Source organism: Moorena bouillonii PNG (assembly GCF_001942495.1).
In the GTDB taxonomy this organism is placed as follows: Bacteria; Cyanobacteriota; Cyanobacteriia; order Cyanobacteriales; family Coleofasciculaceae; genus Moorena; species Moorena bouillonii.
Map to the genome: position 1 here is coordinate 4,343,764 of NZ_MKZS01000001.1, position 15,164 is coordinate 4,358,927.

Sequence of the window (15,164 nt, forward strand, 5' to 3'; positions counted from 1 at the left end):
GTATCGGCTTTCGCCGACGCTGCGCGAACGGATACACGGGTTACTTTATTAACGATACGGTCAGAAGTTACCGCTTAAAGAGTGGAGCCTTTATGGTTAGCAGGCTATGGGTAAAGGGTTAAAACTTATTGATTAAGGCGACCCTGTCTTGATGCAAAGCGCGAGTGGGGGAAACCACGCCAGTTGCTCATGGTTTGTTCGCGTTCGCCTTTGGCGTGGCCTACGGCCAAGCGTCGCCAAAGGCGATAGTTACCGTAAGATAGTGGAGCCTTGTCTTGATGCAGTCGCTCATGGGGGAAACCCCCAAGACCGCGCTGCATCGCTATTAACAAATATTTAACCCTTTTCTGCATAACCTGCTAACTATAAAGGCGACCCTATCTAAGGTTTCGTCTCCGGGGGAGACCCCCTTTGGCGGCACTGGCTCCCCAAGACCGCGCTGCATCGCTCTTCTAAGGTTTCGTCTCCGGGATGCCCCGACCCACCGGAACAATATAATGAGTTCTATTTTAAGCACTTAGGTGGCGGTTAGCTCTTAATTTGATTTACCCTACTACTTTCATTATAGACGATATAGGCGATATAAACGAATTTNTGGGGGAAACCACGCCAGTTGCTCATGGTTTGTTCGCGTTCGCCTTTGGCGTGGCCTACGGCCAAGCGTCGCCAAAGGCGATAGTTACCGTAAGATAGTGGAGCCTTGTCTTGATGCAGTCGCTCATGGGGGAAACCCCCAAGACCGCGCTGCATCGCTATTAACAAATATTTAACCCTTTTCTGCATAACCTGCTAACTATAAAGGCGACCCTATCTAAGGTTTCGTCTCCGGGGGAGACCCCCTTTGGCGGCACTGGCTCCCCAAGACCGCGCTGCATCGCTCTTCTAAGGTTTCGTCTCCGGGATGCCCCGACCCACCGGAACAATATAATGAGTTCTATTTTAAGCACTTAGGTGGCGGTTAGCTCTTAATTTGATTTACCCTACTACTTTCATTATAGACGATATAGGCGATATAAACGATTTTGAGTTCCCTGCTTGGTAAAAAAACTCTGTCCGCGATTCATCCCATGTTCGTTGTGAGGCTTCTCGCGGTTGAAGCTAAGGACTAATAGAACTCTGCTGAAAATCATGGCTCTACTGTTGGTCAGGTCTGAGCTAAACGTTAATTTTCCCAGAGTTCTAATTACTAATGACTAATGACTTTTTGAGTAGGATTAGTTAACCGTTTAAGTCAAACCCCTAAAAGAAATTCGGCTGATGGCGAATTAGGTTGAGGAATTCCTCACGAGTTTTTTGATCCTCTTGAAAAATCCCGACCATCGCACTGGTAGCGGTCCAAGACCCTGGTTTTTGCACACCGCGCATCACCATGCACATATGGGTAGCTTCCATCACCACAGCCACACCCTTTGGATCCAAGACAGCTTGAATGGCTTCGGCAATCTGGCGAGTCAGCCGTTCCTGAACTTGCAGTCGCCGTGCATACATCTCGACCACACGGGCTATTTTACTGAGTCCTACCACTTTTTGGTTAGGGATATAGGCGACGTGAGCCTTACCCATAAATGGCAACATGTGGTGTTCACAGAGGCTAAAGAAATTGATATCCCGCACGAGTACCATTTCATTATGACCTTCGTCAAAAATTGCCCCGTTGACTATTGCCTCTAAAGACTGATTGTAACCACTAGTCAAGAATCGCATTGCCTCGGCTACCCGCTTAGGGGTTTTGAGCAGTCCCTCTCGTTGCGGGTCTTCACCAACACCCAATAGGATAGTGGTGACAGCGTTGATCATCTCCTGGTTCAGTTCTTCCAAAGGAGCTTGTAAATTGGGCTGGTGACCATTCTGGGTATTGCGCTCAGGACGGGTCTCTAGCTGATGTTTCTCATTACCATTGATACTTTTAGCAGTTGAAACAGATTCAACACGGTTGAAACCATTGGAAGAAGCAATAGTCATGATTAATCTGATTAGATTGTAAACAAAAATGAACTTGATATTGCCAGACCATAGGGACAGGTTAAATTGACACAGCAATAACCTTTCAGTGAACCAAAAGTGTGCTATTATTTGTACCTATACCCTAAAGAATCCCGGCACTGGGCATCAGAGTCAAGGACTCGATGACAGCCTGTTGTGGTAGCTCGACGGTGTGCAAAATTGACTGGGCAACAATTTCTGGGGTCAACATCCCTGACCGATTTAATTGCACCTGAACTGTATCTGTATCCCATAAAGGGGTATTGACTGCACCTGGACAAATGCTTACTACCCGGATACCATGGCGGCTTTCCTCCGCTGCTAGAGTCTTGGAGAGGGCAATCATACCTGCCTTACTAACGCTGTAAGCCCCCCATTTAGGCAAGGCTTGCTTAGCAGCAATTGATGCCACGTTAACGATCGTGCCTCGGTGTTGGGCACGCATAGCAGGCAGAACCCCCTGGATGCACTGAAACACACTGGTCAGATTCAGGTCAATTAAGCGCTGCCAATCTGATAGCGGTGTCTCACTGAGATATCTAGCGTAAGCCATTCCCGCATTATTGACGAGAATAGTGATAGGAGCAAAATCTGCTGTGATTTTTTCTATCCAAGATCTAACCTGCTCCAGATCAGCTAAATCATATGGATAAGCCTTAGCTTGCACCCCAGCTGCCCTAGCAGCAGCAGCAACCATCTCTAAGTTGTTCCGGGAACGGCTGACTAAGGCTACACTGATTCCTGCCTTAGCAAAGGCTAAAGCTGTTTCCTTGCCAATACCACTGCTCGCTCCAGTAATTATGGCGCGTCGCTCAACAGTCGATATCATCAAATTTTACAAGATTTTGTTACAAATGCTTGTCTACCGTCTCGATAAAACTCAGGATTGATCCGAAGCAAATGCCCACATAACGCAGGTATTTGGTTTAAATCTGCTAGCTTTAAATCTGCTAGGTCAGCTACCAGGTCACCAGAGGTGGACGCCGTTGAATTAAGCTTAGGTTTAGTGAGTTGGTTAGGCACCGAGATTATAGACACTCCCTTAGGGCAGTTAATCTCCAAAGGCACAGCTAGGTTTTCGGTGTATCCGAAATTGTTTAGCAAACTGACTAACTACCTTAGACTATTGTGAACAATTGTTAATTGTATCATCATCCGCAGACTATTCAGCTACCATTCGGCTGTCAATAATAAACTTTGAGGATAGAAAAATCGGGATACGGTAATTCGTAATTGGGCTACCAACCTAAACATCAGACAAAATGCGGAGCATGATTAGCTCAATACCCCAGAGGATGAACCCCTTGCTATATATAGCAATATCATCTGTCACGCCTTAAGTTAGTAGCCGTAGCCGTAATTGGCAGGCGAACCTAACTATACTTGAGATTAGTCCTTAGTTCAGCAGCAACGCCTTGGCGACTTGACAGATAGACCTCTGACCCATTTACCTGTTAACTCCTTCAAGACTAACTTTCTAGAAAAATCCCCATATTTCGGAACTTCTGATAGCGCAAATCCCGGCGCTGTTGAGGGGTTAATTGAGTTAGTTCTGCCAGGTTTTCCAATAGAGCCTCTTTGAGGATAGAGGCGGTTGCCAAGGGATCCCCATGAGCTCCTCCTATGGGTTCCGATAAAACTTTGTCAATAATCCCTAATTCTTTGAGGTCCCAAGCGGTAATCTTTAACGCTGCTGCTGCCTGCTGTCCTTGGCTAGCATCTTTCCAAAGGATGGCGGCACAAGCTTCTGGGCTAGCTACGGTGTAGACAGCGTTTTCAAACATCAAAACCCGATCACCAACACCAATTCCCAAAGCACCGCCGGAACCTCCTTCACCAATGACTGTACACATAATGGGGACATCCAGACGAAACATTTCTCGGAGGTTATAAGCGATCGCTTCTCCTTGTCCGAGTTCTTCCGCCTTTACACCAGCCCAAGCACCAGGGGTATCAATAAAGGTCAAAATTGGCATATCAAAGCGATTAGCGTGTTCCATCAGCCGCATCGCTTTACGGTAGCCCCCAGGGGAAGCCATCCCGAAGTTGCGAGCTACATTATCTTTAGTATCACGACCTTTTTGATGTCCTAATATTACCACAGCACGACCCGCCAAAGAGCCAATCCCCCCTACTAGGGCTGGGTCATCATAACCACCGCGATCGCCATGCAACTCAAACCACTCATCAGTGATTGCCTGAATATAATCGAGGGTACTTGGACGCCTAGGGTGACGGGCTAGCTGTAGCCGTTGCCCTGGTGATAAACTATTGAAAATTTCCTGACGCAGTTGGATTGCTCTTGTCTCCAGTTGGCGGATTTGGTCAGAAACATCGACATTGTTTTCCTCTGCGAGTTCCCGAATTTGCTTAATTCGTTTTTCCAGTTCAACCAGTGGCTTTTCAAAGTCGAGACTAAAGGTTCTGTTTTTTGCTGGTGACATAGTTACTGGTCATTCGTCAATGGTCAGTGGGTTTCTGTGTAAGATTACAGGCCATAACTCCAGAGTAGCAAACCCATCTAAAGAGATGGGAATCCCACGCTTCTGTTATATCATCTGGTAGGATGAAAATTTTTGACAACTTAATATTTGCCTCAATCATTTGCTTCAATTGACCCTCTGCCCATCTGTCCATCTAGGGATCAGTGTTTAAGAGACCGTTTATAAAGTGATTATTAAGAAGCAAGGCGACGTACCATGAGTCGAATCATTGCGATGTAAATAAGAGCCTCGCTCACAACTGGAACGTGTTTCATAGTCCACCACTAAACGTCGACAACCCATAAACCAAGAAAAGGTACGTTCCACAACCGATGCGTCGAGGTAAAATTTGAAATCCTGATTCTGTTTTTTGAATGACTTCTACAAGAGCCGTACATAGTTGATCCACCACACGAGAAAAATTAGGACCACTATATCCACCATCAACCCAAAGAACGTTTCAAGTCGGATAGTTCTTCAATAGCTTCTAGCATGCAAGCTATACCTCCTAATCTTTCTGGAGTATACGCTTGCTGTAACTACTACTGCCAGTAATAACCCAAGGCTCATCTACCAGAATATGGCGCTTTCTTCCTTTGACTCTTTTCCCACAATCATTGCCATATACTTCCCCCTTTTTCCAGTGGTTTTCACTGATTGAGAATCGGTTGCTACCGGCAGATGGTTTTTCTTGTCGCTCTACACTTGTTCTCAACTGACGCCTGAGTTCTTGATTAATTTTTTTCCACACTCCCTTACGCTCAAAAACTCGAAAATAACTGTATACAGTTGAAGACGGTGGCAAATCCTTGGGCATCATTTCCCACGAACATCCTGTCAATAGAACGTAGAATATACCGTTAACTCTCAGTACAGGACAAAAGGCTTGAAAATTTGACCAGGGTGGGGTTTCATCAGAATTACCACAGTCATCAGAAACCCCATGAATCAATAAGCGCGAACTTAAGAAAGCTCTCCAACCCCATCTTGACTGGCATGGAGCCAGACTCTCGTTTAAGCGCCATGTTCTTGCTAGCGCTGATCAAAGTAAAAACTGTCAACCTCAGTGAGCTGGCATTAGGTATGGGATGATTAGCGTTACCAGAGTCGAACTACAAACGCATGCAACGGTTTTTCCGAAAATTTGACATCGATTACACCGTGATCGCGCTTACTAGTGGTAAGTTGGATGCAAATTCCGTGTGGAGTGGGTATTGAGTCTAGATCGTACTACCTGGGAGTTTGGCTCTCGGTGCTACAACATCCTAACCTTAGGCATTGTCCATGAAGGGGTGGCCTTTCCTGTACTGTGGTGGATACTCAACAAAAAAGGAAACTCCAACAGCGATGAGCGGATGCGATTTATCGAGCAGTTGTACAAAATTTTTCCGGATGCTCAGGTCTCCTGCTTGTGCGCCGACCGAGAGTTCATTGGGTTTTGCCTGGGTACGCTATCTACGGCTCGTGCCATCAATGCCATTTCGATTGAGGATTCGAGCCACAGACAAGATTGAGCACAATGGCCGTTCTCTGGCAGCCCAAGTAGTCTTTGCCCACTTGAAGGTGGGTCAATCCCAAACCCTCAAGGGAACTAGTCGCGTTTGGGGTCAATGTGATTGCCGTTGAGGGATTGCGCCTTGATAATGGCAAGCTTTTGGTGGTCATTGCTCCTGCCAACAGCGAGGGGCTGGTGGCCGATTACGCTTTGCGCTGGGGTATTGAAACCCTATGCAGGCATTTTCAAGACTCGGGGCTAATGCCCTTGAATCGACTCACTTCACCGAGGCAGAGCGCTTGGGAAAGCTCTTTGCGCTTTTGACTTTGGCATTATGCTGGTCGATGCGAACAGGGTTATTCCTTCATCAGCTCCAGCCCATTTCGATTAAAAAACATGGTCGCCGAGCCAAGAGTATTTTCCGATATGGTCTTGACCATCTTCGTCATATTGTACTTAATCCTTCTTTCCTCAATCAAAGAGATTTTCTTCAATCTCTGCAGTTTTTGTCCTGTACTTAGACCGTTAACTACTTCCCGCATATTTACTGTACGTGGACGACCTCCGGTTTTGGCTGCTGGAATCAGAGGCTCGATTATTTTCCACTGTGCATCTGAAATGGTCGCTCTTATAGGCTTTTCTTGAATTTGAACACACTTGGCTGGCTGGCTTGTTTTCTTCCCATAAACCTTAAGTCTATATTTGGCGTACGCTCACCTTCTTTATTTTTACTTTATAAATGGTCTCTAAGTAGGTGGGCTTAATTATCCGTAAAATAGCGCTTGAAATTTAAAATAATGAAACCCCTGTGAATAGAGGCTTCCAGCTTGATTTTCGTCTTTTAAGTTTTAACGTTTATTTATGCCCACCTACTTACAGTTGACCATGTAAACTGCAACGATATGATTACAAAAATCCCCCAAGCCTTCATCCCCGCTCTTTAGAGACGGGGATGAAGGCTCGCAGCGGCTTTAGCCGCCGTGAGAAAAATATTCTGGGAATCTCCAAAATTTGTCGCTGAATAGTATAGACTAAAATAGTAACAGTTGAGGTCGAAGCTGGTGATAATAATTGAGTTCAAAGCATACGGTAAAAAGCACCAATACCAAGCCATTGATGAGGCTATTCGGACGGTAAGATTTATCCGCAATAGCTGCATCAGGCTCTGGATGGACAATAAAGGAACTGGAAAATATGACTTAAGCAAATACTGCAAGGTCTTAGCCAAACAATTCCCATTTGCCGATGAATTGAACTCTACCGCTCGTCAAGCTGCTGCTGAAAGGGCATGGTCATCAATTGCCCGCTTCTACGACAACTGCAAGAAAAAAGTCCCTGGCAAAAAAGGTTTCCCTCGGTTCCAAAAGCACTGCCGAATCACGTTCAGTGACAAAAAGGGTATTGGGAAACTCAAACTCAAAGGTACATGGGATTTGTGGCGTTTCGAAAAAAAGCAAATCAAGAGGGTTAGGATAGTCCGACGAGCTGACGGGTACTATGTTCAGTTTTGTGTTTCAGTTGATGTCAACGAAGAGGTGAAACCAACTGGAAGCACTGTCGGACTAGATGTAGGGCTTAAGGATTTCTATACGGATTCCCAAGGTAATACTGAACCAAACCCTCGGTTTTATAGAACAGGAGAAAAACGTCTAAAGTTTTATCAACGTCGAGTTTCCCGAAAAAATAAAGGCAAGGCCGTAGGCCACGCTTCGCGAACAGCCAACCGCAAGAAAGCAATTAATAAACTAGGCAGAACGCACCTTAGAATAAGTAGGCAGCGTGAGGAGCATGCCAAGAGACTGGGAACGAAGTTACCGTAAGAATAAAGAAGCCTTTATGGTTAGTCGGCTATGCAGAAAAGGGTTAAATCTTTGTTATTAAGGCTTCTTTATTCTAAGGTTTCGTCTCCGGCACGCTGCGTAATCCGGTCTAACGACCTGGTCGCCTATGAAGATCTAAGGGGAAAAAATCTGGTTAAAAACCACTGTCTCGCTAAGTCTATTAATGATGCAGGTTGGTATCAGTTCAGGAGTGCGATTCGTTAGCTATAAACCTTATCAGATAAGGATTTGGAGGATTAGCTGCTTGGTCTAAGAACCATGACAACTTGATAACCATGGTGGTGAAAATCCACCCCGGAGACAAAACCTTAGAATAGTGCAGCCTTAGTACAAAACCTTACTCCTATGATGCCTAACCTGCTGACCATAAAGGCTGCACTATTCTTTCGGTAATTTCTGACCCTCGCGAAATCCGAGTGACAGCCCTACCCTGATTCATGAACCTAACAAACTCATGGATTGATGCAAGGGTCGAATAGTGAAGCACCCTTAACCTGACCGGTGTTAGTAACAGGCAAAGAACCCATGGGTACGAGAGAAAGATACATCTGAATCATCGTCATGGTAACGTAGCGAAATAAGGCTTGAAACGCTACAGACAAACAGTCAATGGAATAGAGGCTTAAATGGTTTCCTGACCATTTAAGGATTTCCCAAATTATTCCCGGTGAATAGTATCACCCTAAAGGTTCACAGAATGGTTATCAGGAACGAATTAAACCCCATATGTACTCTCAGTAAGGTCGATTACTGAGTAGGTAGTTAGCCGGATGTCACATGGGGGAGAGATTGAGTCAGAAGCCAAAGCCTGGATTAATACCCAGGATATGCTGACGGACTCACGTTATAGGAAAGGTATGGTTGTAAGTAGTAATGAAAATGTCTAAAACTCGGGGGTTCGCCCCACGGTCGGAATGGAATAAGGTCAATTGGCGGAAGCTAGAAATGACCCTATTTAAGTTACAAAAACGAATATACCGAGCCTCCCAACGTGGTGATGTCCGCGTGGTAAGAAAGCTGCAAAAGACTCTAATGAAGTCCTGGACTGCCAGAATGATTGCGGTCAGACGGGTCACTCAAGAGAACAAAGGTAAAAAGACTGCCGGAATAGACGGGGTTAAAGCTTTAACCAATAAGCAGCGCCTCGCCTTAGTAGCCAACCTAAAAGTCGCTAAAAAGGCGCAACCTACCAGAAGGGTCTGGATTCCCAAACCTGGACGGACGGAAAAACGCCCCTTGGGTATCCCAACCATGTACGACCGTGCTCTACAGGCACTTGCCAAACAGGCACGCTTAACCTGAATGGGAAGCTAAATTTGAATCTAACTCATACGGGTTCAGACCAGGACGCTCATGTCATGATGCAATCGAAGCAATATTTAAAGGTATCAATAAAAAACCCAAATGGGTACTTGATGCTGATATAGCCAAATGCTTCGACAAAATCAACCATAATGCACTTCTAACTAAATTAAATACGTATCCATCCTTAAGACGTCTAATAAAGTCCTGGCTAAAAGCCGGAGTGATGGATAATGGAACATTCTCACCTACAGAAGAGGGTACTCCCCAGGGAGGGGTAATATCCCCACTCTTGGCAAATATAGCCCTCCACGGAATGGAAAAGGTTATATGGGATTATGCAAACTCTGTTAAAAAGAAAAAGACCTATTATAAAAGGGGTTTAGTTATAATCCGATATGCTGACGATTTCGTCATCCTACACCCCGACCATAAAGTGGTAGAAGAATGTCTTGAAGTCATAGATGAATGGTTAACAGGCATGGGTTTGGAATTAAAGCCAAGCAAAACAAAAATTGTCCATACGTTTGACGGATTTGATTTCCTCGGATTCAATATTCGCCAGTATAAAGTAGGAAAAAATCACTCAAGACAAGGCTTTAAAACCATCATCAAACCATCTAAGGAAGCAATTTTAGAGCATTATGGACAGCTCTCAGAAGCCATAAACAAGCACAGAGCTGCCCCTCAGGAAGCTTTAATTAGCCACCTAAAACCCATTATAAAAGGATGGTGTAACTACTACAGGTCAGTCTGTAGTCAAGAAACCTTCGATGACTTGGGAAACATGCTCTGGAACAAACTCCAAAGATGGGGATATAGGAGACATCCCAACAAATCAAAATCCTGGGTAGTCAAAAAATACTGGGGAACCATTGGAGAGGATAAATGGACGTTTATGACTGGGAAAGACAACTACCTCCCTAAGCACGCCAAAACCGAAATAATACGGCATGTAAAAGTCAAAGAATCCAGAAGTCCTTATGATGGTGACCTGATTTACTGGGGTACCAGAATGAGAAAGCATCCTGAGATGACCACTCGGAAGGGAAGACTTTTAGAACGCCAATAAGGGAAATGCACTTATTGTGGCCTTACCTTTAAGGATGGTGATTTATTGGAAACGCATCATAGAAAACCACGCTCCCTAGGTGGAAGTGATAAAGATGAAAATCTGGAACTACTACACCTACACTGTCACGACACTAAACATGGAACTAAAACTAACCTTAATGATTTAGATGAAAATCCATTCTAGAGGTACCAATGTCAAGGGTTCCTATAATGAGGAGCCGTATGATGCGTGCATTGTCACGTACGGTTCTGAAGACGAGTCAGTGGGGTGACTCACTGGCTTAGTTTAATAATGGTTAGAGCATTTTGGTACTAAGTTTGGTAGAGTCACTGTCGCAGTGAATCCTGCCTACACTAGCCAAAACTGCTCTGAGTGTGGTGAGGTCGTAAAAAAGTCTCTATCAACTAGGACTCACACCTGCAAATGTGGCTGTCAGTTAGATCGCGACCATAATGCCGCTATAAACATCCTCCAAAGAGCCTTGAGTACTGTGGGGCACACAGGAACTTGGGTCATAGACCCGAACGCTTTGGGAGAATCGGCCTCTACTCTTCTTGGCTCCGGCCTGGATGAGCAAGCTGACTCTGTGAACAAAGAATCCCCGCGTCTAATGACCGGGGAGTGTCAATAGGCGTAGGGCTAATCTAGCGCGGACTTGGCTTAATCCCCAAATCTAGACATAGTGTCATTGCTATTGACCTGAAACTTTGCCAGATTGGTGAATTACTGGGGAAAATAGAGATCTCAACAAAAGGATGGGGAAGATTGGGAAGTAATACCATTGAAGATCCACATCATAAGTAGCTTCAGGGGAATAAATACCCCAGCTGGTTTTTCTTCCCCGGTCGCCCATAGGCGGGATTCGCACACTACCTGGGATTTTTGATGAGTAAAATTCGTTACACAGCTATCTATCTCAATGAATTGGATGACTATATTCCTTATTACCAATCAACTTAAAAATTTAGCGCGAGGGTTTCAGGAAGATGAGATTGTGGCTTTAGTGGAAAACTATCTGCACTGGGAACAAGAGCAATGAGTGTCAGCACGACGAATATCCCTGATCTTGACTTAACCAACTTCACTATTTTGGTGATTGATGATAATCCTACCAATTTAGGAGTAGCTGTTGATTATTTGGAAGATGCTGGTTTGACGATTTTGGTAGCCCGCAATGGTGAGAGTGGCTTGAAGCGAGCTAAATACGCCCATCCAGATATTATTTTGCTGGATGTGTTGATGCCAGGGATGGATGGCTTTGAAACCTGCCGCCGTTTGAAAGGGGATGACGAAACCAAAGATATTCCTGTAATTTTTATGACGGCTTTATCCGGTATAGAGGATAAGGTGAAAGGATTTGAGCTTGGGGGAGTCGATTATCTTACTAAACCGATTCAGTCACAGGAAGTGTTAGCAAGAGTCAAGGTACATTTACAACTGCGTTCCTTGACCAAAACCCTTGAAGACCAAACCAAGACCTTGGAGCAGCAGAATCGACGTCTGAAAACAGAAATCAAACAGCGCATGGAAGTGGAAGCAGAACTCAACGAAACCCTGCAACAGCTGCAAGCTACTCAAGACGAGTTGATCCAATCTGAAAAAATGGCTGCTCTCGGACAATTAGTGGCTGGAGTTGCTCATGAAATTAACACTCCCTTAGGTGCTATTAACTCCTCAGTTAGGAATCTTGCCAACTTTTTAGCTCACCACCTCAAGCAGTTACCTTCCTTTTTTCAAAAACTTTCAAAGGAACGCCAGTCGGATTTCTTTACCTTACTAGAACGCTCCAGCCAACAAACGACTCCTTTATCTACTCGGAACGTCAAATCAGAAAAGCCTTGACCGGCCAGATGACATCCCACTCGATTCAAAAAGCAGCAAAACTCGCCAATATTTTAGTGGGAATTGGGGTTTGGGACGACCTAGACACCTTGTTGCCTCTACTGAAAGACCCAGAGGGAGAAAAAATTTTACAAACTGCCTATCAATTTGCTAATCTCCAAACCAGTACCCGTAACATTGTTACCGCTGCTGAACGAGCTGCTAAAGTGGTGTTTGCCCTGAAAACTTATGCCCATGATGATTCTAGTGGTAACAAGATAGAGGCAAATATTATTGAAGGGATTTATACTATTTTAACTCTCTATTATAACCAACTCAAATACGGTGTAGAAGTAATCATAAATTATGAGGATTCCTTGCCTGCTATTCTTTGCTATCCCGACCAACTTAATCAAGTTTGGACGAACTTGATTCACAATAGCATTCAAGCTATGGATAGTAAGGGAACCTTAACCATTGATGTCAGACAGCAGGATGATCAGATAAAAGTCAGTTTCACTGATAGTGCTAAAGGAATTCCCCCGGAAATTATACCAAAAATATTTAAGCCTTTTTTTACGACTAAACCCCCTGGAGAAGGGAGTGGTTTGGGGCTAGATATTGTCAAAAAGATTGTGGATAAACATCAGGGTCAGATTGAGGTGGAGTCGGTGCCTGGAAAGACGACATTTACAGTAGTGTTACCAATCGAGATAGTTTCAGAGTAATATCCTAAATCCTATAGCCCTGCGCTTTATAGCAAGGGAAGTATAGTTTATGACATAGTATTTTCGTTTAAAGGGAACAGCGGATCTGGGAACAGCGGATCTGGGAACAGAAATATGTCTTAACCTTTACTTCGACTGCTATAACTATTAAACAACTGCTGCTCAAATAACATATCCTCCTGATTTGTCAAGTATTTTAACGAACATTACTGAATCTTTTAATTCCTAGAGAGACTAATTGGTTGGAGCCCAAGATAGTAACTGGAAGTTTAACTAAAACTTAAATAATTATTAATGTAAAGTACCCTTTGTTTACTAAGTTTCGCAAAAATTGTCAAGTCCTTGTCTTGATGCGTCGCTTATTTAAAAATACTGAATCCTTTACTCCGTCTAGGATTTAGAACTATGACCATAAAAAATAGTGAAGATTTGTCACTTATTTGGTTAAGGTTATGTCTTCTTTCTATAAGTCTGTGTATACTAATAATTGTTGGTTGGCTGAAGTTAACAAACCTGAAGCTAACGGACATTTAAATTTACTGCTTTTTAGATGAGCTTTAGAGGTCTAGTGATAACAAGGCTTAGCCTCTGAATATTTCTCTATGAAATCTAAATTTAAATGTCCTAGGAGTAGACCACACCAAAAAAGGTTAGATAAGGATAACCTAAAAATGAAGATGATGCAAAAATTATTGCAAAAGCTAAAAACAGCAACAGTCATAGTACTGATCAGTGTTTTTGTTCTGTTAAGTTCTGGATGGACTAGCACCGCAGTTGCTCAAAACCCTATGGATGAGCTCGTAACGGGCTATGTATCTAAAGTAAATGTCGTCGATCTCAAGCGAGCCATCTTCTTTTACGAGGAGCTTTTGGGCATGGAACGGGATACTTCCCGCGATACACCCAGTTGGACGCAGTTCTTTTACCCCAACGTGCCTGGCACCCTAATTGGCCTCTACGAAGACCAACCTACAGGAACGGGAGAAGCCGTACTAACACTAGTTGTGAAAGATATATTTTTGGCTAGGGATTTCCTCATCTCTGAAGGGATTGATGTGTCACCGATTAAAGATGTTGGTGCAGGAGTTATATTAGCATTCTTTAAGGATTTTGATGGCAACACGTTAAGCCTTCGCGAGAACTTGTTGTTCTAGTTGGTATTGACTTTTCAGTGACTGTTTATAAGGTAAATCTAATCACCGCTTAAGTCACAGAATATTGGTGGGTTACGGCAGATAGCTCTGTTCAAAGGTGAGCTTTTACAGATCTTGCAGCCTAACCCACCCTACGCAAGGATTGAAGCAAAGTTTAACAAACATAAACAGTCTTTAAAGGGGGTTTTTAACCAGCATTTGGAATTATTGGAATTATTGGGATTACAAGACTAGGACTACTTCAAGCGATTACTTCAAACAACGGCTATCTTAACCCAACTATTTTCAAATAAAGCGTTTCGCTCAAATTTCGGATGAATCCGAACAATATAAATAGACTTCTGATCACTAACAGATGTTCTATGTTCCGCTTCGGTAATTTTGTACCAATCTAGAGCAAAGCATTCACGGCTGTACAAGCTGTAGTAAATATCATGGGTTGTTAACAGGGATGGTGCTAGTTTAAATTGAATAGATTCTCCTTTTTTCAAGGCACCATAGTAAAACTTGGTTTCTGGATTCGGTACAGGTAAGAATACTTTTTTAACAAATGCCTGGGGTAACCATTGCTTAAAGCGCAACAGGTTGAAAACATAATAATTTAACCAGACATGAAGCCAATTTTTTCGTTTAATCAGGTCACGGTAAAAGCTGTTGATATCAGTAGGGGCGTTAATTTGCTTGGCATCTACGACTTTAACGCCATCTGCTTTAACAGTAGGTTGCTCTACTGTGTCTGACCAGTGATAATACCGCAAACCTAATAAGTATTTACCTGGTTTCAAGCTCACGGATTCCCATTGGTTTTTTCCGGATACGGTGAGGGAGCTGATATTAGTGATAGTTTCAAAATCTGGTAGACTGTAAACTACTAATGTCCAAGATTGGGCTGATTGTTTAGCTGCACTGGCATCAAAGCTAATTACTTCTTTGACTTCAATCGGTCCAACTAGAGAAATAATAGCGTGAAGATTCCAACGAGCTCGACTCATTGCCCAAATTAATTTGATGGGCTTTTTTAAAAACTCGGCTGATACGAGTTGCCACTGGAGATTTTTAGTGTTTTTTTTGGAGGTAAAGTATCCCCCTATGGTTTGCATCACAAATCTTAGGATGCGGGAAAAGATGAAAGAGAGTATGGATAAGGGGATTTCCCAGAAAAGCTCTAAATTAGTCATTTGTTTGTATAGGGGAGGGAACAGGGAACAGGGAACAGGGAACAGGGAACATTGGGAAAGAGCTCAGAAGATTTTTTGGTGTTATTATGAATCAGTATTTGGTT

Annotated in this window: 10 protein-coding genes and 5 pseudogenes; 7 read left to right on the forward strand and 8 right to left on the reverse strand. The window is 43.7% G+C overall.

Annotation, left to right across the window (positions count from 1 at the left end):
- Positions 1–125 precede the first annotated feature (125 nt).
- From BJP37_RS36765 to BJP37_RS36770, 6 genes are all read right to left on the reverse strand, one after another.
- On the reverse strand, positions 126–320 hold the full coding sequence (locus BJP37_RS36765; RefSeq protein WP_143727662.1) for a hypothetical protein: 195 nt from the start codon (positions 318–320) through the stop codon (positions 126–128).
- A 919-nt stretch (positions 321–1,239) separates the two neighbouring features.
- Positions 1,240–1,962: a GTP cyclohydrolase I FolE gene (folE, locus tag BJP37_RS17695; RefSeq protein ID WP_075906212.1), complete on the reverse strand. Its 723-nt coding sequence runs from the start codon at positions 1,960–1,962 to the stop codon at positions 1,240–1,242.
- A gap of 124 nt (positions 1,963–2,086) precedes the next feature.
- Positions 2,087–2,812, reverse strand: coding sequence for an SDR family oxidoreductase (locus BJP37_RS17700; RefSeq protein WP_198954090.1), 726 nt, complete (start codon positions 2,810–2,812; stop codon positions 2,087–2,089).
- Positions 2,812–3,087: a hypothetical protein gene (locus tag BJP37_RS17705; protein WP_143727664.1), complete on the reverse strand. Its 276-nt coding sequence runs from the start codon at positions 3,085–3,087 to the stop codon at positions 2,812–2,814. Before BJP37_RS17705 ends, BJP37_RS17700 begins: the two co-directional genes overlap by 1 nt.
- Before the next feature lie 365 nt (positions 3,088–3,452).
- Positions 3,453–4,427 carry an acetyl-CoA carboxylase carboxyl transferase subunit alpha gene (accA, locus tag BJP37_RS17710; protein ID WP_070391836.1) on the reverse strand — a complete coding sequence of 325 codons (975 nt, stop codon included), beginning with the start codon at positions 4,425–4,427 and terminating at the stop codon, positions 3,453–3,455.
- A 547-nt stretch (positions 4,428–4,974) separates the two neighbouring features.
- On the reverse strand, positions 4,975–5,418 hold the full coding sequence (locus tag BJP37_RS36770) for a transposase (protein WP_158069643.1): 444 nt from the start codon (positions 5,416–5,418) through the stop codon (positions 4,975–4,977).
- Here BJP37_RS36770 and BJP37_RS36775 point away from each other — a divergent pair.
- Positions 5,414–6,482: pseudogene (locus tag BJP37_RS36775) on the forward strand (IS4 family transposase). The gene BJP37_RS36770 and the pseudogene BJP37_RS36775 overlap by 5 nt on opposite strands.
- On the opposite strand, the pseudogene BJP37_RS42620 reads toward BJP37_RS36775, so the two are convergent.
- Positions 6,480–6,593 (reverse strand): annotated as a pseudogene (locus BJP37_RS42620) (transposase); the annotation flags it as partial. The pseudogenes BJP37_RS36775 and BJP37_RS42620 overlap by 3 nt on opposite strands.
- Before the next feature lie 429 nt (positions 6,594–7,022).
- Here BJP37_RS42620 and BJP37_RS17735 point away from each other — a divergent pair.
- From BJP37_RS17735 to BJP37_RS17760, 6 genes and pseudogenes are all read left to right on the forward strand, one after another.
- Positions 7,023–7,991, forward strand: a pseudogene (locus tag BJP37_RS17735) (RNA-guided endonuclease InsQ/TnpB family protein); the annotation flags it as partial.
- A 690-nt stretch (positions 7,992–8,681) separates the two neighbouring features.
- A pseudogene (gene ltrA, locus BJP37_RS42625) lies at positions 8,682–10,463 on the forward strand (group II intron reverse transcriptase/maturase).
- 8 nt (positions 10,464–10,471) lie between these two features.
- Positions 10,472–10,810, forward strand: a pseudogene (locus BJP37_RS17750) (zinc ribbon domain-containing protein); the annotation flags it as partial.
- 404 nt (positions 10,811–11,214) lie between these two features.
- Entirely contained in the window at positions 11,215–12,021 is an 807-nt protein-coding gene (locus BJP37_RS42630) for a response regulator (protein ID WP_081431239.1), read from the forward strand.
- Positions 12,018–12,728: a sensor histidine kinase gene (locus BJP37_RS42635; RefSeq protein ID WP_143727665.1), complete on the forward strand. Its 711-nt coding sequence runs from the start codon at positions 12,018–12,020 to the stop codon at positions 12,726–12,728. Before BJP37_RS42630 ends, BJP37_RS42635 begins: the two co-directional genes overlap by 4 nt.
- A 671-nt stretch (positions 12,729–13,399) precedes the next feature.
- Positions 13,400–13,882 carry a VOC family protein gene (locus BJP37_RS17760; protein ID WP_075900701.1) on the forward strand — a complete coding sequence of 161 codons (483 nt, stop codon included), beginning with the start codon at positions 13,400–13,402 and terminating at the stop codon, positions 13,880–13,882.
- Between the two features lie 254 nt (positions 13,883–14,136).
- On the opposite strand, the gene BJP37_RS17765 is transcribed toward BJP37_RS17760, so the two are convergent.
- Positions 14,137–15,060 (reverse strand): DUF6208 family protein, encoded by a 924-nt coding sequence (locus BJP37_RS17765; RefSeq protein ID WP_143727666.1) that lies wholly within the window; start codon positions 15,058–15,060, stop codon positions 14,137–14,139.
- Positions 15,061–15,164 lie beyond the last annotated feature (104 nt).